At 63.7% G+C, this 24382-nt stretch carries 31 protein-coding genes; 11 read left to right on the plus strand and 20 right to left on the minus strand.

Features of this window, described 5'->3' with window-relative positions; genetic code table 11:
• Positions 1–34: 34 nt before the first annotated feature.
• The 3 genes from tnpB to OB2597_RS20920 form a co-directional block, all read right to left on the minus strand.
• Complete coding sequence (tnpB, locus tag OB2597_RS08865) at positions 35–385, minus strand: IS66 family insertion sequence element accessory protein TnpB (protein ID WP_009803581.1); 351 nt, start codon at positions 383–385, stop codon at positions 35–37.
• Positions 382–786: an IS66-like element accessory protein TnpA gene (tnpA, locus tag OB2597_RS08870; RefSeq protein ID WP_040608767.1), complete on the minus strand. Its 405-nt coding sequence runs from the start codon at positions 784–786 to the stop codon at positions 382–384. Before tnpA ends, tnpB begins: the two co-directional genes overlap by 4 nt.
• A gap of 227 nt (positions 787–1013) precedes the next feature.
• Positions 1014–2189, minus strand: a complete 1176-nt coding sequence (locus OB2597_RS20920) for a sensor histidine kinase (protein WP_009805204.1) — start codon at positions 2187–2189, stop codon at positions 1014–1016.
• Positions 2190–2433: 244 nt separating this feature from the next.
• Here OB2597_RS20920 and OB2597_RS08880 point away from each other — a divergent pair, with 244 nt between their 5' ends.
• Positions 2434–2688, plus strand: coding sequence for a pyocin activator PrtN family protein (locus OB2597_RS08880; protein ID WP_009805206.1), 255 nt, complete (start codon positions 2434–2436; stop codon positions 2686–2688).
• Positions 2689–3028: 340 nt separating this feature from the next.
• On the opposite strand, the gene OB2597_RS08885 is transcribed toward OB2597_RS08880, so the two are convergent.
• The 5 genes from OB2597_RS08885 to OB2597_RS08905 all read right to left on the minus strand — a co-directional run bounded on the left by OB2597_RS08885 (position 3029) and on the right by OB2597_RS08905 (position 8026).
• Positions 3029–3436 (minus strand): hypothetical protein, encoded by a 408-nt coding sequence (locus OB2597_RS08885; protein ID WP_009805207.1) that lies wholly within the window; start codon positions 3434–3436, stop codon positions 3029–3031.
• Positions 3433–3828 (minus strand): hypothetical protein, encoded by a 396-nt coding sequence (locus OB2597_RS08890; RefSeq protein ID WP_007253837.1) that lies wholly within the window; start codon positions 3826–3828, stop codon positions 3433–3435. Before OB2597_RS08890 ends, OB2597_RS08885 begins: the two co-directional genes overlap by 4 nt.
• Positions 3829–4124: 296 nt before the next feature.
• Complete coding sequence (locus OB2597_RS08895) at positions 4125–5465, minus strand: hypothetical protein (protein ID WP_009805208.1); 1341 nt, start codon at positions 5463–5465, stop codon at positions 4125–4127.
• A gap of 1 nt (position 5466) precedes the next feature.
• Positions 5467–7389: a site-specific integrase gene (locus tag OB2597_RS08900; protein WP_148234703.1), complete on the minus strand. Its 1923-nt coding sequence runs from the start codon at positions 7387–7389 to the stop codon at positions 5467–5469.
• A gap of 268 nt (positions 7390–7657) precedes the next feature.
• Positions 7658–8026 carry a helix-turn-helix domain-containing protein gene (locus OB2597_RS08905; protein WP_007253834.1) on the minus strand — a complete coding sequence of 123 codons (369 nt, stop codon included), beginning with the start codon at positions 8024–8026 and terminating at the stop codon, positions 7658–7660.
• A 213-nt stretch (positions 8027–8239) separates the two neighbouring features.
• On the opposite strand from OB2597_RS08905, the gene OB2597_RS08910 reads away from it, so the two are divergent.
• Positions 8240–10408 carry a hypothetical protein gene (locus OB2597_RS08910; protein ID WP_009805210.1) on the plus strand — a complete coding sequence of 723 codons (2169 nt, stop codon included), beginning with the start codon at positions 8240–8242 and terminating at the stop codon, positions 10406–10408.
• Positions 10409–10762: 354 nt separating this feature from the next.
• Positions 10763–11437 carry a hypothetical protein gene (locus tag OB2597_RS08915; RefSeq protein WP_009805211.1) on the plus strand — a complete coding sequence of 225 codons (675 nt, stop codon included), beginning with the start codon at positions 10763–10765 and terminating at the stop codon, positions 11435–11437.
• Between the two features lie 364 nt (positions 11438–11801).
• Here OB2597_RS08915 and OB2597_RS08920 read toward each other — a convergent pair whose 3' ends face one another.
• Positions 11802–12257, minus strand: a complete 456-nt coding sequence (locus OB2597_RS08920) for a MerR family transcriptional regulator (RefSeq protein WP_009805212.1) — start codon at positions 12255–12257, stop codon at positions 11802–11804.
• Between the two features lie 74 nt (positions 12258–12331).
• Here OB2597_RS08920 and OB2597_RS08925 point away from each other — a divergent pair, with 74 nt between their 5' ends.
• The 8 genes from OB2597_RS08925 (at position 12332) to OB2597_RS08960 (ending at position 18432) form a co-directional block, all read left to right on the plus strand.
• Positions 12332–12727 (plus strand): mercuric transporter MerT family protein, encoded by a 396-nt coding sequence (locus tag OB2597_RS08925; protein WP_009805213.1) that lies wholly within the window; start codon positions 12332–12334, stop codon positions 12725–12727.
• A gap of 13 nt (positions 12728–12740) precedes the next feature.
• Complete coding sequence (locus OB2597_RS08930) at positions 12741–13037, plus strand: heavy-metal-associated domain-containing protein (RefSeq protein WP_040609222.1); 297 nt, start codon at positions 12741–12743, stop codon at positions 13035–13037.
• Positions 13034–13264: a mercury resistance system transport protein MerF gene (gene merF / locus OB2597_RS08935; protein WP_009805215.1), complete on the plus strand. Its 231-nt coding sequence runs from the start codon at positions 13034–13036 to the stop codon at positions 13262–13264. The genes OB2597_RS08930 and merF overlap by 4 nt, the downstream gene beginning before the upstream one ends.
• Positions 13265–13276: 12 nt before the next feature.
• Complete coding sequence (merA, locus tag OB2597_RS08940; RefSeq protein ID WP_009805216.1) at positions 13277–14692, plus strand: mercury(II) reductase; 1416 nt, start codon at positions 13277–13279, stop codon at positions 14690–14692.
• A gap of 3 nt (positions 14693–14695) precedes the next feature.
• Complete coding sequence (locus OB2597_RS08945) at positions 14696–15058, plus strand: hypothetical protein (RefSeq protein ID WP_009805217.1); 363 nt, start codon at positions 14696–14698, stop codon at positions 15056–15058.
• A gap of 47 nt (positions 15059–15105) precedes the next feature.
• Positions 15106–16452, plus strand: a complete 1347-nt coding sequence (locus OB2597_RS08950) for a dihydrolipoyl dehydrogenase family protein (protein WP_009805218.1) — start codon at positions 15106–15108, stop codon at positions 16450–16452.
• Between the two features lie 61 nt (positions 16453–16513).
• Positions 16514–17182 carry a cytochrome c biogenesis CcdA family protein gene (locus OB2597_RS08955; protein ID WP_009805219.1) on the plus strand — a complete coding sequence of 223 codons (669 nt, stop codon included), beginning with the start codon at positions 16514–16516 and terminating at the stop codon, positions 17180–17182.
• On the plus strand, positions 17179–18432 hold the full coding sequence (locus OB2597_RS08960) for an MFS transporter (protein ID WP_009805220.1): 1254 nt from the start codon (positions 17179–17181) through the stop codon (positions 18430–18432). Before OB2597_RS08955 ends, OB2597_RS08960 begins: the two co-directional genes overlap by 4 nt.
• Before the next feature lie 126 nt (positions 18433–18558).
• Here the strand turns inward: OB2597_RS08960 and OB2597_RS08965 are convergent, their stop codons facing one another.
• The 11 genes from OB2597_RS08965 to OB2597_RS09010 are packed head-to-tail and all read right to left on the minus strand — an operon-like array spanning position 18559 to position 24316.
• Entirely contained in the window at positions 18559–19284 is a 726-nt protein-coding gene (locus tag OB2597_RS08965) for a cytochrome c biogenesis CcdA family protein (RefSeq protein WP_009805221.1), read from the minus strand.
• A gap of 3 nt (positions 19285–19287) precedes the next feature.
• Positions 19288–19764, minus strand: coding sequence for a hypothetical protein (locus OB2597_RS08970; protein WP_009805222.1), 477 nt, complete (start codon positions 19762–19764; stop codon positions 19288–19290).
• Positions 19761–20333, minus strand: coding sequence for an SCO family protein (locus tag OB2597_RS08975; RefSeq protein ID WP_148234704.1), 573 nt, complete (start codon positions 20331–20333; stop codon positions 19761–19763). The genes OB2597_RS08970 and OB2597_RS08975 overlap by 4 nt, the downstream gene beginning before the upstream one ends.
• A gap of 35 nt (positions 20334–20368) precedes the next feature.
• Positions 20369–21016, minus strand: coding sequence for an SCO family protein (locus OB2597_RS08980; protein WP_009805224.1), 648 nt, complete (start codon positions 21014–21016; stop codon positions 20369–20371).
• A 53-nt stretch (positions 21017–21069) separates the two neighbouring features.
• Positions 21070–21357, minus strand: coding sequence for a hypothetical protein (locus OB2597_RS08985; RefSeq protein ID WP_009805225.1), 288 nt, complete (start codon positions 21355–21357; stop codon positions 21070–21072).
• A 23-nt stretch (positions 21358–21380) separates the two neighbouring features.
• Positions 21381–21656 carry a hypothetical protein gene (locus OB2597_RS08990; RefSeq protein WP_009805226.1) on the minus strand — a complete coding sequence of 92 codons (276 nt, stop codon included), beginning with the start codon at positions 21654–21656 and terminating at the stop codon, positions 21381–21383.
• Positions 21653–22231 (minus strand): DsbE family thiol:disulfide interchange protein, encoded by a 579-nt coding sequence (locus tag OB2597_RS08995; protein WP_193371879.1) that lies wholly within the window; start codon positions 22229–22231, stop codon positions 21653–21655. Before OB2597_RS08995 ends, OB2597_RS08990 begins: the two co-directional genes overlap by 4 nt.
• The gene (locus OB2597_RS09000) at positions 22228–22737 is read right to left on the minus strand and encodes a c-type cytochrome (RefSeq protein WP_009805228.1); all 510 of its coding nucleotides are present in this window, start codon (positions 22735–22737) and stop codon (positions 22228–22230) included. Before OB2597_RS09000 ends, OB2597_RS08995 begins: the two co-directional genes overlap by 4 nt.
• Positions 22734–22886 carry a hypothetical protein gene (locus tag OB2597_RS22265; protein WP_154653346.1) on the minus strand — a complete coding sequence of 51 codons (153 nt, stop codon included), beginning with the start codon at positions 22884–22886 and terminating at the stop codon, positions 22734–22736. Before OB2597_RS22265 ends, OB2597_RS09000 begins: the two co-directional genes overlap by 4 nt.
• Positions 22879–23370, minus strand: coding sequence for a DUF411 domain-containing protein (locus OB2597_RS09005; protein ID WP_009805230.1), 492 nt, complete (start codon positions 23368–23370; stop codon positions 22879–22881). Before OB2597_RS09005 ends, OB2597_RS22265 begins: the two co-directional genes overlap by 8 nt.
• A gap of 1 nt (position 23371) precedes the next feature.
• On the minus strand, positions 23372–24316 hold the full coding sequence (locus OB2597_RS09010) for a WD40/YVTN/BNR-like repeat-containing protein (protein ID WP_009805231.1): 945 nt from the start codon (positions 24314–24316) through the stop codon (positions 23372–23374).
• Between the last annotated feature and the right edge of the window lie 66 nt (positions 24317–24382).

Raw genomic sequence — 24382 nt, forward strand, 5'->3', positions numbered from 1 at the left:
GAAAGCCCATGAAAATAAGGGCTGCCGAGTTGTTTCATCCTGCTTTTGCAGGGAGTTGCGTCCAGCGCGGGTTGCGCCAGTCGATCCCCTCAAGAAGATAGCCGAGCTGCGCCGCTGAGACCTGAACAGCTTCTCCGCTACGGCTGACCGGCCAGATGAACTTCCCCGCCTCGAGCCGCTTGGTGTAGAGCGACATGCCGACCCCATCGTGCCAGAGCAATTTGACCAGGTCGCCCTTGCGCCCACGGAAACAGAAGATCTCGCCGGCGTGGGGATCGCGTCCGAGCCCCTGCTGAACCTGTAGCGCGAGGGTGTTCATACCGCGGCGCATGTCGGTGACCCCGCCCGCGATCCAGACCCGCACCCCGGCCGGAAACGCGATCATGCCCGCTCCAGGATCTGCACCAGTCGTGCAAGAGCCGACGCTTCGAGCGAGGCGTCAGCAAGCAGTCGTCGTCCGTTCTGCAAGACGATCTCGAAGCGGCCAGAGCACGCATCGCCGCGCTCGGTCTCAGCTCGCTGATCCGCGTTCGCTGTGATCGCCACCGGCGCGAAATGCATCTCGGATTCCGGCGCAGACAGCCGCCCCTGGCGTGCTTCCCGCCGCCATCGCGTCAGCAGCGAACGAGAGATGGCATGTCGCCGCGCCGTCGCCGCGGCCATCCGCGGTGCTGAATAACTCTCCTCTACGATCCGGAGCTTCTCCGCATCCGTCCATCGACGGCGCCGACCAGTATCCGTGACCGAAAGAACTTCTACTTGGGGCATGAAGCTATGGTCTGTCATAGGTTCAGACCCTTAGCTGAAATCCAAACCCGTGTTCAGGCGGCCCTCGCCGGAGGCGTACGGCTCATCTGCCACCACGCGATATGCGGCGTATCCTGCCCGATCAGATAATGGAATGTCTCCATTCTTTCGGCTCCCTTTTCCCAGGCAGGATGCCACGGCTCGGGAACGGGCGAAACCGAGGGCGGAATCGCCTTGCCTCGCAGCGCCTGAGAAGGATGCCGTCGCTACACTCCGGCGATACTCGGCTGCTGCGCCGGGCCGTCATCGCTCGTCGAGTCGAGCGTGAGTGGCAGCTTCACGGCGAACCGAGCACCTCCGTCCGGGCTGCGCCCCCAGGTTACTTCGGCCTCAAGCTTCTGTGCCATTGCCTGGAGAATGACCATGCCAAGACCCTTGCTTTTGTGCGGGTCGAAATCTTCCTCCAGTCCGGGCCCATCGTCGTCGATCAGCAGTCGCAGATGCCCTTCGGTCGCATCACCCTGAAGGCCGATACGCTGAGCGCCGCTCTTGACCGAGTTCAACACGAGCTCGGTGATAAGGTGACCCAACGAGACCAATTGGCCCCGGTCCAGCTGAAGCGATGGACATTCCACCTCGATCAATCCGCCTTTGGGGCACAGCGGGAAGAGTTCACGGCCCAGCACCTCCAAAAATAGTGCCAGATCCCCGTGCTTCGAGTGGCCGGGTAGGCTCTGCTGAATATGCCGGTTGGCCTGCGCGATGGCTCTAATGCGCGCGGCGATGTCGTTGAGTTCTGTTGCGACCACCCCGTCATGCTGCGCCGCCTTGCGCCGCGCGACCGAAGAGATGAGCTGCAAGCTGTTCATGATCCGGTGCTCGACCTCCTCAGCGAGAAGTTCCTTCTCCCGCACCTCTCGCCGCAGCGCTTTGTGCATGTCGATCGCCTCGCGCCTCAACTCGAGCTCGTCCATGACCACGGCTGCCAGCTCCTCGAGGATCGCCGTCTGCGCGGACGTGATCTCACGCGGCTCCTTGTCGATGACGCACAGCGTGCCGAGGCCGTAACCATCCTGGGTCCTGAGCGGGATACCGGCGTAGAAGCGGAGCCCGAACTCACCCGCGACCAGCGGGTTGGCAAGGGCCACCGGCTCAACGGAAGCGTCGCTGAGAATCCACGGGCCGTCTTGCAGGATTGCAGAAGCGCAGAGCCCCGGGTCCCGGGGAATTTCCTCCACGCCGTCCAGCCCTTCATGGCTCTTGAACCAGATGCGGTCCTCATCAACGATCGAGATGATGGCGATTGGAACATCCAGCAATCGCGCGGCCAATCTGGCGACTCGATCAAAGGCACCGTCGGGGGGCGTATCCAGCACAGCATACCTGCGCACCGCTGAGAGCCGTGCTCTCTCTTCCTGAAGTGGCAGGTCGAAGTGATTCATGATGGCTCACATGCAGTGGTTCATTGAGCCAGGATATAGGGAGGGGATGAAGGCGACAAACGCAATCTGCCGCTTCCCGGTAGCCGCGGTCTACTACGCGCTGATCGACATGCAGCCACAAGCAGCGTGACCCATACTTATCAGCCTCCAAGGAAACCGGGGCGATTCATGACGTTGCGTAAGGGTGATTTTTTGCCAATGCGGACTGAACCCAGATCCTGAGTATCCTAATGTGGAGGCTCAAATGGATACTACGGAACTGCTTCTGAAACACTACGGCTTCCGACCGTATATCCCTCTGGCGGAGGCCGGATCTCTTTGGGGGCATACGGAGAAAACCATGAAGGACAAGATCGACTCCGGTGAGATCCGATTACCATACTTCACCTCGGACGGGAAACAGAAGTCCGTAAAGCTCGTTCGCGTGGCGAATATCGCTACCATTCTTGATCAGCGATCGGCTGAAGCTGACAGAGAGTTTGCGAAGCTTTGGAGTTGACAAACTGAGTCACGACCTTCGAATTCCATGTCTCTATAGGCGTCAGGCAAAGCGAAATCGTTGCTGCGGGGGGCTTTCGTGTCTCTTAACGGCATAGATTCAGTGGCTCTTTGGCCAGGGTTACCCTGGGTCGCAGATACCGCAGTGCGCGTCGTAAACTGAATTTGAGGCAATTAGCTTGGTCGTGACCGCAGGGAAGGATGGCCTCTGGTCAATCGCCTGCCGGCTCCAGCAACAGAAAAACAGATCGCACCTGCACCTGTGCTTACAGTCATCCCATCCAAGAGAGAGGGCAGCTTCGCTCCGTCAAGGCGACGCGCCCGGAGACGCGCCGTGGGGCTCATTGGGCTAAGAGCGCGCTGGTTATCTCCAAGGCATAGGCCGCATTCAGGGCGCCCTCTACTTCACTGGCGAGGTCGACGAGCTCCGCCTGGAAGTGCTGAAGGCCGCCCGCCCGGGCGGTCCGCACAGGTGCGTGATAACCACAGTCCGGGTCATGCTCGTGCCCTCGCCAAATGAGCGTCGTCCCCTCCTCAACCTCTCGCTCGATCCGCAGCGTGAAGGCCTCCAAATCCCGGAGAAATTCCTCGCTCACGATATCGCGTGCCGCGATCCGCCGGCTGATGTTGCCAGCGAAAGCACGATCCCTTGTCTCGAGCATCGGAATGATCTTCTCGTCGAGGCATTTCCCGACGACGCGAGCCTGCCGAAGCGCGTCGGCAACGCGTTGTGCAATGAGGTCCATCATGCTGCCTCCCCGATTGCCGCGGCGGCGCAGGCCCGCAAAGCCTTTAGGCCGCGCTCGAGAGCTTCGGCACATAGCCGGGCGTCGTCGGCGCGTGGATCATCTGGATGTAGCCCGATGAAGCAAATCGCTTCCGGACTATCGAGGTCATCGGTGAAGTCCAGCATCAGAAGGCGATGCAATGCGATAAGGTCGTCTTCGATCTCCTCAGGCTTCGATTGATCGGCCAAGGCATCGATCGCCGATTGAGCCTTGGCCGCCCAAGGCGCCCCACCAAGCAGGTCAGCCGCCGCGACAAGTCGATCACCATCGGCCTTGAGCCAGGCGATGAACTGGCGACGGATTTCTGCGGCCAGAAGCGTGGCGCGCATGTCGTTTTTGATATCATGGTGCATATCAGGGATCTCCTTCGAGAATTCCCAAGCCTCCAGTGGCTCGGGTCAAGTGCGGACCGCGCTTCCGGTCCGAAATCGTGAAGCCTCCGGGTGTATCTTCTGATTTTTCGACGTGCGGGCGTTGACCGCGCCCTCCGAACCGGGCGCGGTCAACAGCTGCACGATCCACAGCTGCCTTCTGCCGGCCACCATGTCCTGATGCTGCACTTCAGTGCACAGAATTTACTGAGCTATGGTGAAGCCGCCTCGGTCGCTTTGAGCACGGCTCGACGGCGCAGCGGGGCCCCGCCTCTGTATCAGCGGACCGACTGCGCCGAGACAATCTCTCGCACTTGGCTCCAGATTTTTTGTGACGCTGCCCCACCACATTCGGCGCGATAGGGTGCGGTCGACCGGCGGTCGGCGTGCCCAAGATGCGTGGCGATGACATCAGCGGCGTGTGCCGGATCATGACGTCTCATGTAATCCGCAGCCAAAGTTCGCAGGTCGTGGGAAGGAACGCCAATCGCGGCCGTCGTCAGCTCGGTGGGAAGGTTGCGATAGGGCTGGGTGTAATTGAGCGAAAGCCAGTTCTGGCCAACGAGTTCGTTGTAACGAACATGAACGAGACGCTCGGGACGACCGCCGAGAACCCACTCATCCAGGATGTCGCAGATCTCCGGCCAGATAGCTCCGGTCTCCGTGGTGCCTCCTGTCTTCTCCTGGTCCCATTCGGCGCGCCAGGTCCCGTCCATTTCACGGACAAGTTCTTCACCGAACCGCCACGAAACGAGGTCGCCCTTCCGCGGCGGCTTGTTGAGAATGACGGCACAGACGACGGCCTGCTGCATGCAACGCCGTCCAGCCGCACTATGCGCGGGCAGATCTTGCGCGCGCGCTCTGAGTTCGCCGATCCTGTCCGCGACGTGCGCATACCCTCCTCTCTCCATCAGTTCCGATAGCCGCTCATACTTGTCCTTCTCGTCGAGCGCGGCCTGATCCCGCAGGTCCCGCCAGATGACCCGCATTGCAGTCAGGCTCTCCTCAGCAACCCCACCTTTGGCGCCAAGGGCGATCAAACCGGCGATGTAGTTGGCGGCGGTGACCGGCTTCACGCGCCGGGTTTCGTCGGGATGGAACATGAACGCTTCAGCCAGTTCACAGGCTGCAACGAACCCGTGCCTCTCCGAAGCCAAGCCCTCGGCGACGACTGCGGCGCATCGATCGATGCTGGCGAAGTAGCGCTTCCGGGTGCTGACCGCCATCGGTGCGGCATCGAATTCCCGTTTTAGCTGCTGCCAAGATGCAGGCCAGTCGGCCCCCACGGGCTTCGACGCATTCGAGGCAGCCTTTGCAGACGATTTCTTTCGCCGGGCATACCATTCTTCGCTGACGCGCTTGGCGGGTGCGGTGGACAGGTGAGGCGCATATGCACTCAGGGCACGTAGCAGACAGCGGAATGTCGATTCAGAAGCGGCGGCGGCGCGGTAAGCCTCCGCGGGTGGCATCGACAGGTCGCCCCTGACCGCGCGGACAGCCGACCAGAAGCGCCCCATGACCTGCGCTGCGCCTGGTTCGAGATGCTGAGCGTCGTCAGACATCGCCCGCCTCACAGCCGCAGGCGCATCCTTGAGGACCTTAGAGAGATCGAGCTTCATGTCATGTCCTTCGTTGCATGCGCGCAAAGACGTCGGGATGCTGCGCGAGCAAGGACTCGCGCACGGCCACCGCCGCGGCCTCGCCGCTGTCCTTGCCGTAATGACGGCGCGCGACTTGTTCTGTGTTCGCAAGAACCGAGGCGACATTCGCGAAATCGCCCGGCCGGACCGCGAGCATCAGCGTCGCGAGCGCGTGGCGACACTGATGCGGCGTCAGTCCGAGGCCCAGCTGCCGGTCGCCGAGGTCCCAGAGCTCCATGATCGACGCGACGGACATGCATCCCGTCGGCAAGTTCAGTCCTGATTTACGTAACCTTGGACTGGCGGTGCCTGGAAAGAGATACGGGGATGGCTCGATGCCGCGGAGCTTAATGAGCTTCGGCCGGTCGACCTGGTCCCATTGCCACAAGACTTGGGCGTCCTCGCCGTGCACGTTCACGATTACACTCTGGCCGTTCTTCACTTCGCCCCCCGAGAAGCGGATCTCGGCATGCTCTCCGTCGACAATCCAAGTCAGGTTGCGTGGGCAACCCGGAGTCGCCTTGCGGCGGGTCATAAAGAGATTGGCCGGACGTAGCGCTCGGCTGACCTGAACGGCGTAGGCTGCGGCACAGGCAGAGAGGCGCAGACCGCGCTCCATCGCGAATGTGCTCGACGCAGCCTCAAGCTCCCTGTGCGAAATGGCAGCGAGGCGCGCCGGCGCATGCACGAATGCGGCCGCAAGCTGCGGAGATTTGCGCAACCGGTCGCATATAGCCTCCGCATCTGCGGTCATCTCGTCGGGCGAGAGAATATAGTCCGCGTAGAACAAGCGGACGAGACCGATCCGGGCCAAGATCTCGGGATCGCGCAGACCGTGTCTGGCGACGGTCGTGAGATTTGTAATACGTGACCAGAGGGTCGAGCTCTCGTCCGCATCCTTGAGAGACACGGTCGATGCGCTTCGCGCGATCTGAGCGTCGCATGCGGCCTCCAAGGCATCGGTGGTGAAAAGATCGCGCAGCGCCGCAAGGCCGGCGAAACCGGCCTCGGGTGAGTAGCTTTCGCGCAGAAGCCAGGTTGTGGCTTGCCGGTAGCCGGCCGTCGCCGAGTCGATGTTCTTGGGCGGGCGATCCTTCTTGCCCACGCGCTCTGCAATCTCTTTGTCGACCTCGACAGCAGTCCGGCCGAGCTTTATCTGCTCCTTCGCCCACGCCTTCAGGTCCGCCGGCTGGCGCAAAGTCTGCCGAAACACGTCTTCGGCATCCGCGCGAAAGGATGCCGGCAGTGATTGCCACACGATACGCCGCGCCCGGTCCGACGCGGCCGGAACGATGAAGTCCTCGGGCGGGAGCAGGTCCGCAAGCTCCGGCCAGGAATTGTGGCCGCGTCGGAGCGCAGTAATGCGCTGTGCGAATTTCCGCAGGGTCTTACGCCCATCGGGAGTAGCGTCGTGCCAGAGACGGTCGAACTCCTCCTGGTCGAGGTGCGGCAGGGCAAGGCGAGCCCGCGCCCGGACCAGAAGGAACGGTTTGTGCGTGCTCGTCGAAAAGAGCGCGCTACGGTCGACGAATCCCTCATTCTCTTCGATGAACGCGATCGCCTTGTCGTAACTCGTCTGGATGTCCGCGTTCGAAGTGACATGGCCGCGCGCTCCGAGAAATCGTTGCAGGGCCGAACGGACACGGGAATTCCCGCGGTTGCGGGCTTGCTCGAGGTTCTTCGAGCGGGACACCGCACCGTAGGGCGAAACCGCGATCACCTTCTCGAAATAGCCAAGCTCTGCCGGAATGAGATCCAACTCTTCTTTGGTCAGGTCGAGCCGCGTGGCGACCTTCTCGATTTCATAAACGGTGTCGCGGCTCTCGTCGGCCTCCTTCGCCCAGTCCAGAAACTCAGAGAACATCGGCGGGGCGGCGTTGGTCAGTGTGCAGTCGTGTTTCATCTTTTCGATCTCCAGGGGTGGGGCCTCTCGGGCCGCCTTCACGCGGAAAGGCGGCTCGTGTGGCCCGAGCCATGGACCTCGTTCGGTCCCTTCAGGAGATCGCGCCCGGCGGAGCGTCTCGCACAGTCTGTCGTGATTTTCCCGCGTTCCGCAGGATCGCCCCCAAACATAACGCCAATTTATGTTCGGGGACGGATGTGCGACAGCCGGGGTCGCCCCGCTCGTGTCGGGATGATCCCTGTCCCATCTGTGCGACCGAGAGGCGAGGTCACGTCCACCATCCCACGGGAAGATCGACGCCCCGCAGCTTCAGCCAGTCGGTCACGTCATGAGGGTTGCAGCGCACGGCACCGAAGACGCGGCGCGTGGGCATCCCATCGTCAATCCACCGCTCGACGGTGCGCACGCTGACGCGGAGTGCCCCGGCAATCCGCTTCTTGCAAAGCAGGTCATCCTGGTAGCGAGTAATCCGAGAGCGTTTCGGCATCGGTCCGTCCTCGCAGGCCCACACATCCGGCCAGGCGAGACGGAAGACCCGGCCGATGCGGATCGCCTCGATATCACCGGCCCGGATCTTGCGCCGAACCGTGTCGGGACGCAGACCGTAGTGTTTAGCAACTTCCTCAACCGACAGCATTTTTTCCTCCTCACTTTGGACCTGAGAAGGAAATAGTCCCCAATGCGGCCGGCAAAAAACGCGTCGGTGCTGCAAAGGTGTGCTCTGCCAATTGATATCTTCAATTGAGCGACAACACCTTTGTAGCTGCGACAGGGGACAGGGCAGCACGACGCAGCAAATTTTTCCGCGACAGCACCTCGACCCAGTTCCTTCCAAACGAAGGAGCACCGAGTGGACCAGTCACCAAAGTTCGACCTAAGCAGATCAATCCCGTCCTGGAGGGATGTCGATGACGCGCGGCGGGATCTCGCCCGCCTGATAGAGGACTTCGTCGCGCAATCCGTGGAAGCGCACAACACCGAGGACCCGGAGCCAGTCTTGGCCGTGAAAGTCACGGCGGGAACCGGCAAGACGGGAGCGGCACTCAATGCCCTCGCGCACCATGCGGAGCGACTACTCGCTCAAGGGCATGTTCTTGTTCACACACCGACACTCGAGCTTGCGTCCCGCGCTTGCGCGGACTTCCGCAAGATCGCCCCCGGTATTCCATCTGCCGTCGTGCGGGGTCGCCAAGCCGCTGATCCTTCTCGCATCGGCCACAGGATGTGCGATCGGCATGAACTGGCAGCGCGGCTGGAGGGACTTGTTCCGTCGCTTACGGAGGCGATGTGCTACGCTGAGCAGGAGGACGGGACCGCATACGAGGCGCCATGTGCAGCCCGATGCCCGTATCTGGCCCAGAAATCGGAGGGGGGTGCGAAAGTCTACTTTCTCTCGCACGCCTATTTGAAAGCTCGTCCGCCAATTGACCAGAACCACCCCGTGGTCCTCCGCATAATCGACGAGAAGGTCTGGCCGACCTTGTCACAGACGATACCGATATCTATCGAGAATTTCATGCGAGCCCCGGCCTTAGGTTTCTCCCACGTTCTGAGACCTGGCTTGAACAAGGCGCGCTCGGCGATCCTACATGCTCTGCAAACCGGCGCACCCCTTGCCGAGACCCTCGCAGATGCGAAAATCGGGGATCAGGCGCTCAAGAATCTCAGCAAGGAAGAGGCAGCGTCACGGGTCGCCCTCGATATACGACCGTGGGACTCGGATGAGCAGGCTGCGCAGAAGCTCTCTGTATTTCAGCTGACCGACTTCAGGGCCTCACGGCTTCGTCAGCGGGTCTTCGAAGAGATTGGCGAGCGCCTTCCTGCATCGTCAATCCGCCTGAGCTATTGCGATGAACTCGAACGCGGTGAAGCTCGCCAGTTTATCAAGTTTCATGCCTTGGCTCTCGTGCCGCGAGATGCACCGGTTCTTTTGCTCGACGCGGACATCGATGACGAGATCGTGGAGAGGATTGCTCCAGGGGCCCAGATCCGCCAAATCGAAGTGAAGCCGAAGGCGAATGTAATCCAGATTGCGGATCGCAACCTGTCAAACAGTTGGCTCTTGAACCCGGAACATGGGCCGAAACGGCAAGCCGCTATTCTCGATGTTGTAGCCCGGGAGGTCGATCGAGCTCAGGGCGGTGGCGTCTTGCTTGTTGCGACCAAGGCGGTCTTGAAGGCGTTACATGCAAAGGCAGGACAGCCCGTGGGCGAAGATGTAGAAGAAGGCCTCCGCCAAGATCTCTGCGGTGCGTCAGCACGATGGTTTGGACCAAGCACCCAGGGCGTGAACGACTTCGAAGGCTACACGACAATCATTGTCGTTGGTCGTCTACAACCGCGACCGTCGGCAATCGAGGATGCGACGCGTTGCATTTTCGGTGATGACGAGACACCTCTGGTCCCGAATGGCCCATTCATGCTGCCAGAACGACCGGCTTGGCACCTGATGGACAACGACGATCTAATCAAGACCAGTTGTCGGACCCACAGTGATCCTCGCGCTTGCCGCGTTCTCTCACAGATGCGTGAATGCCAAACCTTGCAGGCGATCGCACGCCTTCGACTCGTAAGTCCGAGCAAGCCGAAGCGTGTTGTGGTTCTGAGCAGCCTCCCTCTTCCGGGGTTCCCGGTTACCCAGCTCGTGCCTCTCGAAGCCGTGCTACGGGGGATTGAGCAAGAGGCCGATGTTTCCGGATACATTCGCCTGGAACGGGCGCTGCGCGCGACGCGGGGTAAGTCGGTTCGGGGAACACGCCTTTCAGCGGCCGGTCTCGCGGCAGACCTGCCGAAGGACTTCACTTCTGTAGATATTGCCCGAAATTTTCGGCGCGGTCGGACATCTCACATGCTTCTGCGTATGGCAAAGCGGATTGCAGCAAGGAACGGATGGCCGATCTCTGTCCTTTCCCTCCGCCGAGCTGGAGGTGGCAAGCCCACACCAGCGATTGTCTTGTGCTCAAGCCAGGATGCGGTGCCTTGGGCAAAGAAGCTCTGGCCAGGCCTGACGGCAAAATAGCACTGCGTCATGGGCACGCCTCCGCGGCATTATCCGGGTCGTTAGTATTGGCCTCGGAGCCGATCGATGTTGCGATGGCAGGAGGCTGAGTAGCAAGACGATGCACTGCCTTGGCACGTATGGCAGCAATCACCAAGCTCTCGCCTGCCTCTGTGTGCTTTCTATTCGCCAGTTTTCCGATGAAGATCAGGAGGATGCCTAACTGGATGCCATAGGCGTGCAGCCAAGTCGCCTACCCCGAAATCTGGAGAAAAGTTTTTTTGTTTGCGAGGAAGAGACCAATCTTCATGACAGAAGCAACATTGAGCCCAGGTTTGTCAAACCGGGTTTGACAAACCGAAAGGCAAACCTGCCATGACAAAGTCCGTGAAGAACAAGACGAAAACCGGCGGCCGCCCTCACAGTTACGATCCCAACCTCGTGCACCAGATCATCGCCGACGGCCTCGCCGGCGGAACACCTGCGGCCAAGCTGGACGCTCCTTACGTCAAGGAGAAGCTGTGCACAGAGCACGGCGTAAACGGCACGATCCGCAAAGAGGCCCTCGAGGCCTTGGTTGATACCGTCCATGCAGAGCTTGCGGAAGCCGAAAATGTTGCGCTCCTGAAGTCTCTGCCCGAAGGCATCGCATCTGCCGTCGACGCCGCTGTCGCGGCTGCGGGGCGCAAATTGCAGCTGGTGGTGGCCCGCCAGCACGCGGCTTCTCAAGGCATCGCGGACAAGTCGTGCGAGGAACTGCGCGCCGACAAGCGCATTGCGCAGCATCGCGTCGCCGAACTTGAAGGCGATCTCGCCGACGAGAAGAAAGCTCGCATAAGGATCGAGGAAGAGCGTGACGCGCTTGCGAGGCAATTGGCCGACGTTCAGGAAGAGCTAAGAGTCGCTCGAGCAGAGGTCGATCGGCTTGGTCGCGAGTCCACCGGCTTTGACCGCCTACTCGCTGAACTGCGCAATCCGGACAACAAGGCCGACATTCGTGCGGCCGTCTCGGACATAATGGCTACCTCGTCACCAGAACCGGCAGAGTAAGGCGAGGACAGCGCCGGGAGGCGGCCGCCCATTCGGGCGGCCGTTCCCCCGTTCAAAGGATAGGTTTCTCGGTCGAGCGCCAGCCGAATTACATGGGTCGAAGCCAGAGCGAACAAGATCCGGTGCCAAGATCCATGGCCCGGGGGGCCGCATGGGGGACGGGCCATGCCGCTGCTTGGCTGGTTGAAACGTGACGAGGATCTGAGAGCGGCGGATCGCGCAGGTTGCTGGACGAGGTGTCCGAGCTCAGCCACGGAGAGGGCAGAGAGAGCCTACTGGTCCTGGGCGTCGTTCGCTGCGGCCGCGAACCGTCCGGCACTAAGGGCGGATACCGGTCTTTCGCTGCACCTCGCATGAACGGCAGCTATTCGGATGTCCTTGCTACCCGTTCTGGAACGGCCTGCCCCTCGCTGAGAACATCGAGCAACGGGCAGTCAGGGGTGTCGGTGCCGGTGCAGCGTGCGATCGTTCCGGCGAGAACGGCTTCGATCATCTGGAGGTCGCGGATCTTCGCGCGGACGACGTCGAGGTGGTGGCGTCCCATTCGTTCGACCTCGGCGCAGGTATGGCTACCGCGATCGACGAGGGACAGCAGGCCGCGGATCTCTTCCATGGTGAAACCAAGATCCCGGGCGCGCATCACGAAGTTCAGCCGTTCCACATGAGGTGCGCCGTAGCGGCGATGGCCCGACGCCGTGCGCGGCGGATCGGGCATCAGGCCCACGTTCTCGTAGTAGCGGATCGTCTCGAGATTGCAGCCCGTCAAGCGCGCGAGATCCGAACGCTTTAGGTCGCTCGCAATGGCGTGACTATCGGACATGAGAAAACCCCTTGATCCTGTAGTTGCTACAGATCCTATCTTGCCTGTCATCAGGCGACAACCACGGTGAAGCGATGAGCGAGATGACTGAGATCGAGCGACAGGCACAAAACCATCCGGACAGGTCGGGATGGGCTGCCACCGGCGCCGGGGTGCTCGGCGCGCTGGCGATGACCTCCTGTTGCATCCTCCCGCTGGTGCTTGTCAGCCTCGGCGTCACCGGCGTGTTCATCGGCCAGCTGACCGCTCTCTACGCCTACAAGTGGATGACATTTTTCCTCGCTACCGCGGCTCTCGGCTATGGTTTCTGGAAGGCCTATCGCCCGGTGACCGAGCACGTTTGCGACACCGGCGCCTGCGCCCGACCGGTGGATCGGGGCGTGATGCGGGCGCTTCTTTGGAGCGCATTGGCCGTCGTGCTGTTGGCCCTGGTTTTTCCCTATGTCGCCCCGCGCATCCTGACCTTCTGATACGGAGACCCCGATGAAACGAACACTTCTTGCCACAGCTCTGGTGCTGGCCCCTGCGATGTCGCTGGCGGACGAGGCCGAGACCAAGCTGCACGTCACCGGGCTAACCTGCCCTTCATGTAGCTACATCATCGCCACCGCTTTGAAAAAGGTAGAGAGCGTCCGGATCGCCGAGTTTACCGAGGGCGAGGCCGAGGACGGCACTTACCTGCTGCAATATGACGACGCCGTCACCGATCCCGAAGCTCTGATCGCTGCCGTGACTGGCGTTGGCTACGGCGCGGCGCTTGCCCCCGGAGGGGGCTCGTGACCCAGCCCGAGACGCCCGCAGGCAAGAACGACCGCCTCCTGAAATTCGGGCTGATCGGCACAGTCGTCGTGGCGCTCTGCTGCTTCACGCCGATCCTCGTGATCCTGCTGGGCGCGGTCGGGCTGTCGGCCGTGCTTGGCTGGCTCGACATCGTGCTCCTGCCGGCGCTTGCGCTGTTCATCGGCATCACCCTCTACGCGCTTTGGCGGCGCCAACGCATCAACTGAAGAGAGACCGACATGAGAGATTGCTGCACCCCCGAGGGCGGCGCCTATGACCTTGCCGTGATCGGCGCAGGCTCGGCGGGATTTTCGGCCGCGATTACTGCCGCCGAAGCCGGGGCGCGGGTCGCCCTGATCGGCGACGGAACCATCGGCGGCACATGCGTCAACGTGGGCTGCGTGCCTTCCAAGGCGCTGATCCGCGCGGTGGAAGGTCTGCACCATGCCCGGGCCGCGAACCGGTTCGACGGTATCCAGGCCGAGGCCCGCGTGACCGATTGGGCCGCGACAGTGGCGCAGAAGCAGGTGCTCGTGGAGGAGCTGCGCGCGGTGAAATACGTCGACGTGCTGCCCCGGCACGAGAACATCGACTACATAGAGGGCCGCGCCAGCTTCGACGGCGAGGGCCGCCTGACAGTGAACGGCGCGGTCTTTCCGGCGACCAAGGTCGTCATCGCGACCGGCTCCCGACCGCATATGCCGGCAATTCCGGGCATCGAGGAGGTCGACGCCCTCGACAGCACCTCGGCACTGGAGCTGACCGAATTGCCAGCCTCGATGCTGGTGCTCGGCGCGGGCCATATCGGGGTGGAACTGGCGCAGCTCTTCGCCCGTGCGGGTGTCGAAGTGACGCTGATCAGCCGCCGGGGCGTGCTGCCGGAAGCAGAGCCAGAGATATCACAGGCGCTGGAGGGCTATCTGTCCGAGGAAGGCATCCGCCTGGTGCGGGTCGCGGGCTACGAGAGCGTGACCTGCGACGGCGATACCGTGCGTCTGACCACCACGGACGGCGCCATCTTCGACGCCGAGCGGCTGCTGCTCGCCACCGGACGGGTGCCGAACAGCGACGGGCTGAACCTCGGCTCTGCTGGGATCGAGACCGACGTGCGGGGCGGGATCGTCACCGACGCGCAGATGCGCACCGCCAACCCGAACGTCTGGGCCGCAGGCGACGTCACCGGGCGCGACCAGTTCGTCTACATGGCGGCCTACGGTGCCAAGCTCGCGGCCCGCAACGCGGTGGCGGACGAGGTGCGCAGCTATGACAACGGCACGATGCCCTGGGTTGTCTTCTCCGACCCGCAGGTGGCGGGCGTGGGGCTGAGCGAAGCACAGGTGCGGGCTGCCGGGCATGAGGTCGTGACCTCGGTCCTGCCGCTCGATGCCTTGCCGCGCGCGCTCGCCGCCCGCGACACGCGCGGGCTGATCAAGCTGGTGGCGGAGGCGGGAAGCAAGCGTCTCTTGGGCGCGCAGATCCTCGCCCCCGAAGGGGCTGACAGTATCCAGACAGCGGCGATGGCGCTGAAGGCGGGGCTGACCTACGAGGAGCTGGGCGACACCATTATGCCCTATCTCACCACGGTCGAGGGGCTGAAACTCGCCGCTCAGACTTTCGAGAAGGACGTGGCCGCGCTCAGCTGCTGTGCAGGGTGACCTATGAGTGACAAGTCTTCGCGCGATCTCCTTGGCTCCGCCAGCGGCTCTGTCATCGCTTGGTGGCTGCCCATCGGGGCCATGCTCCTGGCGATCCCGCTCTCCGATGGCCCCAAGACGGTGATCTGGCTTGTGGCGCTGGTCTGGATGGGCGGCGCCTGCTTCCTCAACGCCCGGCGCTGCGGTCGTGTCCATTGCCGCTACACCGGGCCGTATCTGCTGGCGATGACGCTTCCGGTGCTGGGCCATGGCACTGGGCTGGTGCCGCTGGGCGACGGGGGATGGCACTGGCTCGGCCTCGCGGTCGGCGGAGGCACCGCGGCGATCTGGGGGCTGAGCGAACGCATCATGGGCAGATACCGCTGAGCGCAAGGAACCTACCCATCCGACCGGCAAAACAACGAGGAGCAGACATGACAGGGACACTCGACCTGATCGTCATCGGCGCCGGCATGGCCGGGATCAACGCCGCGAAGAAATGCAGCAAGGCCGGCTGGTCGGTCGCCATTGTCGATGAACTTCCTTACGGCGGCACATGCGCGCTCAGGGGCTGCGACCCAAAGAAGATGCTGCGTGCCGGTGCCGAGGCGATCGAGGCCGCTCGGAGACTTGAGGACAAGGGCATCACGGGGGCGCCCCAGATCGACTGGCCCGCGCTGATGAGACACAAGGAAAGCTTCACCGATCCGGTGCCCGAGAACATGGAAAGCGGGCTGCGGGAGGCCGGGGTGCGAACGCTGCACGGTCGTGCTCGCTTCACGGCCGAAGATCGGATCGGGGTCGAAGGTCATGGCGAGATCGGCTTTCGCCACGCGCTGATCGCTACAGGAGCAAAGCCGCGGCCGCTGAACTTCCCCGGCGCCAAAAAGTTGATCGACAGCACCGACTTCCTCAACCTCGCTGAGCTGCCCCACCGTATCGTCCTTGTCGGCGGCGGCTACATCTCATTCGAGTTCGCCCATATCGCGGCGCGGGCGGGGGCGGAGGTGACGATCCTCGACCGGGGTGCGCGGCAGCTGAAGATGTTCGATCCCGATCTTGTCGACATGTTGATCGAGCGCAGCCGCGCGGCCGGGATCGAGATCATCTCTGAGGCCGTGATCGAGCGGGTCGAAGAGGCAGAGGGAGCCCACTGCGTGGTTTACCGGAAGGGGGACGAAAACCATGCCATCGAGGCGGACCTCCTCGTCCACGGCGCCGGTCGGGTGCCTGCCCTCGACCATCTCGACCTCGCTGCTGCCGGGATCGAAACCGAGCATGGCGGCGTGGAGGTCACACCCTGGCTCCAATCATCGTCGAACCCGCGCATCTTCGCGGCAGGCGACGCCGCCGCATCCGGGGGCAAGCCGCTGACCCCGGTGGCGGTGTTCGAAGGCAAGATCGCGGCCTCGAACATGCTCACGGACAAGCGGACCGAGCCCGACTACACCGGCGTGCCGAGCGTGGTGTTCACCATTCCCGAGCTTGCGCGGGTTGGCCTCCTCGAGGAGGAGGCGCGAGCAAGGGGCGAAGTCGATGTCAGCTTCACCGACACCTCGGACTGGTTCTCGCAGAAGCGGCTGGGCGAAAGTCACGCGAGCGCGAAGGTCATTACCGGCACGGACGGCAAGATCCTTGGCGCGCACATGTTCGGCCCGGACTACGCCGAGTTGATCAACGTCTTTTCTCTCGCGATCAAGCTGGGGCTGACGGCGGCGCAGGTGAAATCGATGCCCGCGGCCTATCCGACTGGGGCGTCGGACATCGGGTCAATGTTCTGACCGGCGGCCATCTGCCCGGATTGCCTGCACGTCGACCAAGAAACCGAATAAGACGAGGGACATGGAGTTTTCTGATCAATCGATCCTGCTTGCCCTTGGCCTCGGCCTCCTCGGCTTTATTGAGCCCTGCACCTTCGGGGCGCATATGCTGTTCCTCTCGGCCCAAGAGGGACGTAGGCTGCGACAGCGTTTAAGCGCGGCAGTGGTTTTCCTACTGGCGCGGCTTGTCGTCATGGGCGGGTTCGGCGGCCTGATCGTCCTCCTCGGCCAGCGCCTGATCGGTGTTCAGACCGGGATGTGGCTGGTCTTCGGAGCGATCTACCTCGGCTTCGGGATCGCGATCATCGCGGGAGGTGACAGTGGGCTTCGCCGGCGGGTCCGGTTCGCGCCGGACCGCTGGAAGATCGCCGACGCGCCGCTCCTGCAAGGTGCAGCCTTCGGGTTGAACATCCCCGCCTGCGCTGCGCCCATCCTGTTTGGGCTGATCGGCACCGCGACCGTCAGCGGCTCGGCCGCGAGCGGCGTGCTGATGATGTCCGTCTTCGCCCTGGCGCTCTCGCTGCCGCTCATTCCCCTATCCATCGCGCCCGGACTTGCAGGCGGGCTCGACCGGGTCGCGAACTGGCTGAGGCCGCGCCGTTGGCTCCTGGGCGCGGTTTTCATCGACCTGGGCCTGTGGTCGATCTGGTTCGGGCTCTTCGTTGATCCGGCGGACTGGAGCGGCAGGTGACCCCCTGCCGCCGGTTCTGGCATGTCGCGGGCGCCGGCGCAGCATTTCAGGCCGGCTCGGCGGCGGTGGACAGCGCCACTGTAATGTCGGCGTCGGTCTTCCAGCTGACAGGCAGCCCGGTGGCCGTAGGCGCAGTCTCCACGAGACTGCGGCTCGGCTGGCTCCTGCCGCAGCTCTTCGTGGGCTACCTTGCCGGGCGCAGTGGCTCCTCGATGCCGTTCTACGTCCTCGGCGCCTTCGGGCGAACGACAGCCATCGCCGCGCTCGCTGGCGTCCTGTGGATCGGAGCGAGCGCAGGATGGAGTTCGGCAACTCTTGGCGCGGTCACGCTCGGTTTGTGGGCCGTCTACGCCTGTCTCAGCGGCATCGTCGGCGTGCCCTACAACGACATCGTGGCACGGTCCGTGCCATCCCGCCAGCGGAGTAGGCTCCTCGCGGTCCGCTTCTTCGGGGGAGGCCTTGTGGCCCTGCTTGTCGCCGCCGTCGCGGACAGGCTCCTCCGGGCGCTCGACTTCCCTGCTTCCTACGCGGCGGTTCTGGGTATCGCCGCCGTGTTGATGCTGGTGTCGTCCGTTGTCTTCACCTCGATGGGGGAACCTGTGAGAGCCACTCCGCCGAAGGCGGCCGCCAGCTTCGGAGCCTATCTGAAAGAAGGTGCCGAGACATTCCGCAGCGACGCCGTGTTCCATCGCTTCGTCTTCGCGCAGTGGTGCGGCGGCGCCGTGCTCGCCGCAGCGCCCTTCTTCGTGGTCGCAGCGGACTCGCTGGGCATGAGCCTGCAAAACGTGGCGCTTCTGCTGGGAGCCCAGACGGCGGGCGCCTTGCTCAGCAACCCGCTATGGGGCTGGTGGGGCGACCGGTTGGGCAAGCTCAGCCTGATGCGCGTGATCGCGGCCAGCCGCATCGCGCCGCCGGTCGCGCTTCTCGCGCTGCTGATGGTTCCAATTTCACATGCTGCGCTCATGCCGGCGCTGCTGGCTGTCTTCCTACTGCTTGGCGCCCTGGCGAATGGCTTGACCATCGCGGTCATCGAACTGCTCATGGAGATATCGCCGGAGGAGCGCCGACCCGCATACAGCGGCTATTTCAACGCGCTTACGGCGCCGGCCTTCGTGTTGCCATTCGTCGGCGGATTTGCTGTCGCTGCGCTGGATACCTGGATCGTCTTCCTCATCGCGCTTGCAGCCGCACTCGGCCAGTCACTTCTGCTCGACCGCATCGAAGCTGGACAGGGCCGGGAAGGGCATTGAGTTCAAAGTTGGAAAACCGAATAAGGCCCTTGTTGCAGTCGAGCGGGGTCCATCCGTGGTGCGCTTCATAGATGCCCATGCCGTTTCCCCATGCAAATGTCGCACGATACCACCGTAATCCGGTGCCTATCCGATCGCTCCCAAGGCCGGAAACGTCTCGAGCAACCAGTAGGAAAAGACGGTCAGCTGGCCGGTCATCATCGCGAGCCCCATCAGTATCATCACCGCCCCGGCGACCCTGTGCAGGCCGCGCCCCAAGCCACGGACCCTGCGCAGCCTCGTGCCGGCCTGCTGGATAAAGGCAGCGACCAAGACGAAGGGCACGCCGAGCCCGACGGAGTAGACCGCGAGGAGCGCCACTCCTTCGCCCATGGTCGTCTGCATGGCGCTCGCCATGAGGATCGCGCCGAGGATCGGCCCGATGCATGGGGTCCAGCCGAAGCCGAAGGCGAGGCCGAGGACATAAGACGCCATGGGCTGCCCGCCGGGAATATCGAGATCGAAGCGCAGGTCGCGCTCCAGCGCACGAATACGGGCCGCGCCCAGCATGAACAGACCGAACAGCGCGACGATCGCCCCGCCGAGGATGTTCAGCTCAAAGCGCCATCGCAGCAGGGCCTGCCCGAGCGCGGTGGCGGAGGCGCCAAGCGCGATGAAGATCGTCGAGAACCCGAGCACGAAGCACAGGCTCAGCCAGATCATGGCGGCCCGACTCGGCGCCTTGCCCGGTCCCGTGCGCCCGGCGATGTAGGAGACATAGCCGGGCACCAGCGGCAGGACGCAAGGCGACAGGAAGGACACCGTGCCGGCCAGAAGCGCGGCGAGAAGGCCGAGGGTCTGGATGTCAGGCATGGCTCACTTCCGCCACGCGCGCGGGGAGGTGGCGCCGAGATAGGCTGCCGTGGGCACGACGAGCCATTGCAGGAACGGCGTCAGGCCAGCATCGATGACCGGGATCACCGGCATGATGTCGCGATAGGCCCAGGCCTCCCGCACGACGATGTTCAGCCACTCGCTGAAAACGGTGTATCCAACTCCCATTACCACGGCGGCCAGGAGCACCGGGATTGACCGCTGCTTTGGCCACTCCGCGCGTCCGAACAGGAACAGCGCCAGAAGCAGGGTGCTGAAGGCGATCATCAGATCGCCGCCCGTGCAATGCACGATGGCGAAAACGATCTCGCCCGCGCTGCCCTCGGTCCAGATCGTGTAGAGCGGGATGTGGGCGACTTCCCAGAGCAGATGGCCGATGAGGGAGAACAGAAAATAGCGCCGTAGAACCCCCAGCCAGTCCGGGGTCGCCGCGACGCTTGCTGAATTTGTCACCGTCATTCGAACCACCCCAGCGCCCTGTCGAGAATGCCTTCGGGTTCCGGATGCGGATGCGCGTTGGTCAGCCCGTTGATATGCATGAGGAGATTGAGCGGCTCGAAATCGGTCCCGTGAAAGATGCCGACATGGCGGCCCTGCCGGTCAAAAAGGTGGATCATCGTCGCCTCGTCCGAGCGCTCTGAGACAGCAGCGAGCCGCGCCTCGAGATCCTCAAGGCCGCCCTGCGACCGCACCATCGACCAGTTCTCGGCGTCGAGCGTATCAATGTCCGCCGCATCCTCGACCACGGTCACGAAGCCGACCATCTCGCGCATGGGGCCCGCATTGAGCGAGGTGACGGTCTTCGCCAACCGCTGGTGCTGCGCGTCGCAGGCCTCGGTGCAGGATGCCTGACGGAAATTGACCACGAGAATGCGCCCGGCGAAGTCTTCCAGGCTTAGTGTTTCCCCGTCCTCGGTGACGAGGTCGGGTCCGGGCCGGAAGATCGCCTCGAAGCCCGGTTCCTTTTCGGCCGTGACTTCGTTCAACCGCTTCCCGGGGTGATCGGCCGAGGCTGCTGAGCCAACCATGGCGGCTGTCATGGAGATGAGAATTGCCTGTCGCATCAACTGCGCCTCTCCTTGTCCAGTCGCATTTCGATTTCCTCGGCGAGATCCTCGGGCGGCTGATCCCCCTCGAGGAAGACGGCCTCGAACCGGCCATCAGGGCGCATCAGGTAGATGTGCCCGGCATGGGCCATGGTGTATCCGTCCTGCGCCTCCGCATCCGCCATATGCTCGTGATATACCTTGAAGCTCTGCGCGGCCTCCGCGGCCTGGGCCGGGCTTCCCGTCAGCCCCACCAGCCGGGGATGAAAGTTCGCGACGTAGTCCGCCATGACCTCGGGCGTGTCCCGTTCGGGGTCGACGGTGATGAAGAGCGGCGCGACATGGTCCGCGTCTTCGCCCAGCAGGTCGAGGGTAGTGGCCATGTAGGCCAGGGTTGTCGGGCAGACATCCGGGCAGTTGGTGAAACCGAAAAACACGAGCTGCCAGCGGCCGGCGTAATCCGTCTGGGTGACCGGGCGTCCCGTATGGTCGACAAGTTCGAAGTCGGAGCGAATATCCGCCTCGCCGCTATAGACGACCTGTGCGGGCGCGGCCTGATCTCGCAGGAGCAGCAGTCCGGCGGTGGCAACGGTGAGGACAGCGGCTCCGCTCCAAAGGAGGAAGCGCAGCCGCTTGTGAAAGGTGTCGGGAGAGGAAGTGGGCATCTGTCTGTCTTTCTGTTTGGCCGGCCCGGGCCGGAGCCCGGGCGGGCCTTCGATCAGCCCTGATCGGCTTGATCGGCCTGGTCGTGATGCTCCTGCATGTGGGTGTTCATCGTCTCCATCATCTCCATGCAGGCCTGCATGTGCTTCATCATCATCGGCATCATGCCTTCCATGCCTTCCATTCCGGCCATGCCCTGCATCCCCGTCATGTCGCCACCCATGTGGCCGCCTTCCTTCGTCTCCTCTGCGTCCGCCGGGGCGGTATCCTGCGCGTAGGCCACGGGCGCGAAGGCGAGCAGGGACAGGGCCACGGCGCTGCCGAACTTGGTAATGGTCTTCATGTCGTATCCTTTCGAGGTAGGGTTCAGTCTGTCGGGGTGTCCGGCTTGCCTGCCGGAGCGGTCTTGTTGGCGCAGGCGGACGAGCCCCCGCGCATGCAGAGCCCCAGCGCGCACATCGCGGCGCAGGGGGCAAAGCTCAGGATCAGGGGGGCCGCGCCAATGGCAGTGAGCCAGCCCCAGTTCAGGGCCATGCCGGTGCCGATGACGGCCAGCGCCACCAGAATCCATCCACGCCTGCCCAGGCCGGGAAGCCGGCTTGCGGGGATCGTCCCGATCGCGTTCGTCGATCGCTCGCTCATGTCCTGTTCTCCGTTTGAAGCCGGCGCACGACCGGCAGGATTTCTTCTTCCAGCGAGCGGCGGTCGAACGGACCGACATGCTTGTAGGCAACGCCGCCGCGTGCATCGATGACGAAGGTTTCTGGAAGCCCGTAGCCCCCCCAGTCGAGCGAGGCGCGCCCGGAGCGGTCGGCTCCGATGCGGGTGTAGGGATCGCCCGTCTCGTCGAGAAAACGGAGCGCCGCATCCGGCGCATCCTTGTAGTTGATGCCGTGGATCGGGACCGTGTCCCGCGCGGCCAGCTCGACCAGGAGCGGCATCTCGACCCGGCAAGGCACGCACCATGAGGCCCAGACATTGACGATCGACACCTCGCCTTGCAGGTCCGCAGTCGACAGGCCGTCGGCGCGGCCCTCGATGGGAGGCAGGTCGAACTCGGGAACCGCTTTGCCGGTCAGGGCCGAGGGCAGCCGGTCGTCGGAGTTCATGAGGCCCCAGTAGAACGCCGCCGCGAGTGTTGCGAACAGCGCTGCCGGAAGGAGCACTAATACCCGACCACGGGGCCGCTTGCGCGGTTCCTGTTCCGCCGCGCTCATGGCTTGCCCTCGGCACCGGCCGAGACCTCGGCCTGGAAGGCGCGTTCGCGCTTGGACCAGCTGGTCTTGATATAGGCCAGCACTGCCTTGATCTCGTCGTCGCTCAGCAGCCCCTCGAAGGCGGGCATATCGCTCTCGTAGCCCGGCACCACCGCGCCGACGCCATGCTTGGTGATCGTGAACAGGTCCCGATCGGCATGGTGCCAGGTGTGGCCGCTGTCGTCGTGCGGCGGCGCGGGCATGCGCCCGTCCTCGGTCCGGCGGCGCCAGTCCGGCTGACCCTCGAGTTTCGCGCCATGACAGGCGGCACAGCTCTCGGCATAGATCTCGCCACCTTGCTCGACCATGTCACGGGTGACCGGCTCTCCGAGAACGGAGAGCCCTGCGATCTCCTGCGATTGCTCGGGCGCTTTTGCTTCCTCCTCCAGCAGGCCCTGCGCCACCGCCGCGATCGCGGCGGCGCCGGCCAAACCGGAAACGAGCCCCAGCGTCAGGCCGCGTCTCATCGCGGGCTCCTGAGGAACTTGACCAGCGCGATCAGGCTCAGGACCAGCACGGTCAGCACCAGCAGCAGGACCAGCCCGCCTCCGAGCATCATGGTGCCCATCATCGGGCTACCCATCATCGACATCATGCCCTCCATGCACTCATTCATCGGAGAACACCGTGATGTCATCGCCCGAGAAGGCGTAGGTCTTGAGCGTGCCGCTCTTGCCGGCCATGCCCGGGGCATTCATCGGCATGCCGGGCAAGGTGATGCCGGTGATCTCGGGACGCTCCGTGGTCAGGCGCTCCACGATCTCGGCCGGGACCAGCCCGCTGACATAGTAGCCGTCCACCTGCGCGAGGTGGCAGCCAAGGCCCTGCTCGGGCACGCCCGCCTCGATCGAGCGCTTGTCGAAGTCCGGGTCGTCAATCCGCGTCACGTGATAGCCGTTCTCCTCCATGTAGTCGGCATAGGCGTCGCAGCAGCCGCAGTTCCGATCGCGCCAGATCGTCATCTGCTTTTCGGCCGGGACGGTGGCTTCGGCCGGCGCGTTGGCGGTGTTGTCGGTTTCGGCGGTGGTGAAGGTCGCGGCGCCAATGGCGGCGGCAGTAGCGAGGGCCGCTGCGGCGACGGTGAGAAGCTTGCGGTTCATGTCAGCTGTCCTTGGATTGATCGAAGGAACTCCAGGTGGTGCCGCCGTCGCGTGAGACGCGTAGCCCGGAGGGTCCGGCTGCGATCACGTGGAGTGGATCGGCGGGATCGACGGCGAGCGCGGTGACGGGGGCGAAGGTGACTTGTGCCCAGTTCACCCCGGCATCCGTCGACAGCCACAGCCCGGAGGGCAGCGCGGCGAGGATGCGCTCGGGCGCGTCGGGCGCAAGGGCGAGGATCTCGACCGGCTCGCCAGCGGGCAGCGCGGCGGCCTCGGTCGGCGCATTGCCCGCGACCAATGCATCCATCGCGTCTCCCGCGACGACATCCTGCCAGCGGCAGAAGCAGTCCGGCACCCGCGTCAGCCCGGCCTGCGTGCCCGCATAGAGCCAGATGCCACCCATCCCGGTCTCGTTGGCGACCGAGACGAGGCTGACCACGTCATGCTCCGCGCCGTCGAGATAGGGACGGTCCATGACGAACGCCCATGTCTTGCCGTCATCCTCGCTGCGCCACAGCCCGTCGCCCTCGAGAGAGGCATAAAGGGTGTCGGGCGCATGCGCGGCCATAGTGAGGGACAGGATCGGCGCACCGGGCAGTCCGGCATCCGCCACGGTCCAGCTCACGCCGCCGTCACTGCTGCGGCGCAGGCTGCCGTCCTTCCATCCGGCGAAGATAACACCAGGACGGGACGGGTGGGTCGAGAGAGTGTTGGGCGGCTCCACGTCGCCGAGCTTCGTCCAGCTTTCGCCGTCGTGCCGCAGCAACCCGTCGGGCTTGGCGGCAAGAATGGCGGAGCCGTCGAAGGCCAGGGCAAAGGCCGGGTCGAATGCCAGCGACGGGCCTGATCGGGCAAAGCCGGGGGCAAGGATCGTTGCGCCCAGCACGGCCAAGCCGGAGGACAGGACGCGACGACGCGAAAGCGCGCGTGCGGTAAGGGCAGTCATGGAAGATATCCTGAGAAGGGATCGGTCGGTTCACGGCCTGCCTGTCCTGATCGGACAGGCACGGCG

Source organism: Pseudooceanicola batsensis HTCC2597, from assembly GCF_000152725.1.
Lineage (GTDB): Bacteria > Pseudomonadota > Alphaproteobacteria > Rhodobacterales > Rhodobacteraceae > Pseudooceanicola > Pseudooceanicola batsensis.

What these genes read in the sequence shown, in the direction of transcription:
- tnpB (WP_009803581.1), bottom strand. Translation starts at nt 385, where the DNA reads ATGATCGCGTTTCCGGCCGGGGTGCGGGTCTGGATCGCGGGCGGGGTC.
- tnpA (WP_040608767.1), bottom strand. Translation starts at nt 786, where the DNA reads ATGACAGACCATAGCTTCATGCCCCAAGTAGAAGTTCTTTCGGTCACG.
- OB2597_RS20920 (WP_009805204.1), bottom strand. Translation starts at nt 2,189, where the DNA reads ATGAATCACTTCGACCTGCCACTTCAGGAAGAGAGAGCACGGCTCTCA.
- OB2597_RS08880 (WP_009805206.1), top strand. Translation starts at nt 2,434, where the DNA reads ATGGATACTACGGAACTGCTTCTGAAACACTACGGCTTCCGACCGTAT.
- OB2597_RS08885 (WP_009805207.1), bottom strand. Translation starts at nt 3,436, where the DNA reads ATGATGGACCTCATTGCACAACGCGTTGCCGACGCGCTTCGGCAGGCT.
- OB2597_RS08890 (WP_007253837.1), bottom strand. Translation starts at nt 3,828, where the DNA reads ATGCACCATGATATCAAAAACGACATGCGCGCCACGCTTCTGGCCGCA.
- OB2597_RS08895 (WP_009805208.1), bottom strand. Translation starts at nt 5,465, where the DNA reads ATGAAGCTCGATCTCTCTAAGGTCCTCAAGGATGCGCCTGCGGCTGTG.
- OB2597_RS08900 (WP_148234703.1), bottom strand. Translation starts at nt 7,389, where the DNA reads ATGAAACACGACTGCACACTGACCAACGCCGCCCCGCCGATGTTCTCT.
- OB2597_RS08905 (WP_007253834.1), bottom strand. Translation starts at nt 8,026, where the DNA reads ATGCTGTCGGTTGAGGAAGTTGCTAAACACTACGGTCTGCGTCCCGAC.
- OB2597_RS08915 (WP_009805211.1), top strand. Translation starts at nt 10,763, where the DNA reads ATGACAAAGTCCGTGAAGAACAAGACGAAAACCGGCGGCCGCCCTCAC.
- OB2597_RS08920 (WP_009805212.1), bottom strand. Translation starts at nt 12,257, where the DNA reads ATGTCCGATAGTCACGCCATTGCGAGCGACCTAAAGCGTTCGGATCTC.
- OB2597_RS08925 (WP_009805213.1), top strand. Translation starts at nt 12,332, where the DNA reads ATGAGCGAGATGACTGAGATCGAGCGACAGGCACAAAACCATCCGGAC.
- OB2597_RS08930 (WP_040609222.1), top strand. Translation starts at nt 12,741, where the DNA reads ATGAAACGAACACTTCTTGCCACAGCTCTGGTGCTGGCCCCTGCGATG.
- merA (WP_009805216.1), top strand. Translation starts at nt 13,277, where the DNA reads ATGAGAGATTGCTGCACCCCCGAGGGCGGCGCCTATGACCTTGCCGTG.
- OB2597_RS08945 (WP_009805217.1), top strand. Translation starts at nt 14,696, where the DNA reads ATGAGTGACAAGTCTTCGCGCGATCTCCTTGGCTCCGCCAGCGGCTCT.
- OB2597_RS08950 (WP_009805218.1), top strand. Translation starts at nt 15,106, where the DNA reads ATGACAGGGACACTCGACCTGATCGTCATCGGCGCCGGCATGGCCGGG.
- OB2597_RS08955 (WP_009805219.1), top strand. Translation starts at nt 16,514, where the DNA reads ATGGAGTTTTCTGATCAATCGATCCTGCTTGCCCTTGGCCTCGGCCTC.
- OB2597_RS08965 (WP_009805221.1), bottom strand. Translation starts at nt 19,284, where the DNA reads ATGCCTGACATCCAGACCCTCGGCCTTCTCGCCGCGCTTCTGGCCGGC.
- OB2597_RS08970 (WP_009805222.1), bottom strand. Translation starts at nt 19,764, where the DNA reads ATGACGGTGACAAATTCAGCAAGCGTCGCGGCGACCCCGGACTGGCTG.
- OB2597_RS08975 (WP_148234704.1), bottom strand. Translation starts at nt 20,333, where the DNA reads ATGGTTGGCTCAGCAGCCTCGGCCGATCACCCCGGGAAGCGGTTGAAC.
- OB2597_RS08980 (WP_009805224.1), bottom strand. Translation starts at nt 21,016, where the DNA reads ATGCCCACTTCCTCTCCCGACACCTTTCACAAGCGGCTGCGCTTCCTC.
- OB2597_RS08985 (WP_009805225.1), bottom strand. Translation starts at nt 21,357, where the DNA reads ATGAAGACCATTACCAAGTTCGGCAGCGCCGTGGCCCTGTCCCTGCTC.
- OB2597_RS08990 (WP_009805226.1), bottom strand. Translation starts at nt 21,656, where the DNA reads ATGAGCGAGCGATCGACGAACGCGATCGGGACGATCCCCGCAAGCCGG.
- OB2597_RS08995 (WP_193371879.1), bottom strand. Translation starts at nt 22,231, where the DNA reads ATGAGCGCGGCGGAACAGGAACCGCGCAAGCGGCCCCGTGGTCGGGTA.
- OB2597_RS09000 (WP_009805228.1), bottom strand. Translation starts at nt 22,737, where the DNA reads ATGAGACGCGGCCTGACGCTGGGGCTCGTTTCCGGTTTGGCCGGCGCC.
- OB2597_RS22265 (WP_154653346.1), bottom strand. Translation starts at nt 22,886, where the DNA reads ATGAATGAGTGCATGGAGGGCATGATGTCGATGATGGGTAGCCCGATG.
- OB2597_RS09005 (WP_009805230.1), bottom strand. Translation starts at nt 23,370, where the DNA reads ATGAACCGCAAGCTTCTCACCGTCGCCGCAGCGGCCCTCGCTACTGCC.
- OB2597_RS09010 (WP_009805231.1), bottom strand. Translation starts at nt 24,316, where the DNA reads ATGACTGCCCTTACCGCACGCGCGCTTTCGCGTCGTCGCGTCCTGTCC.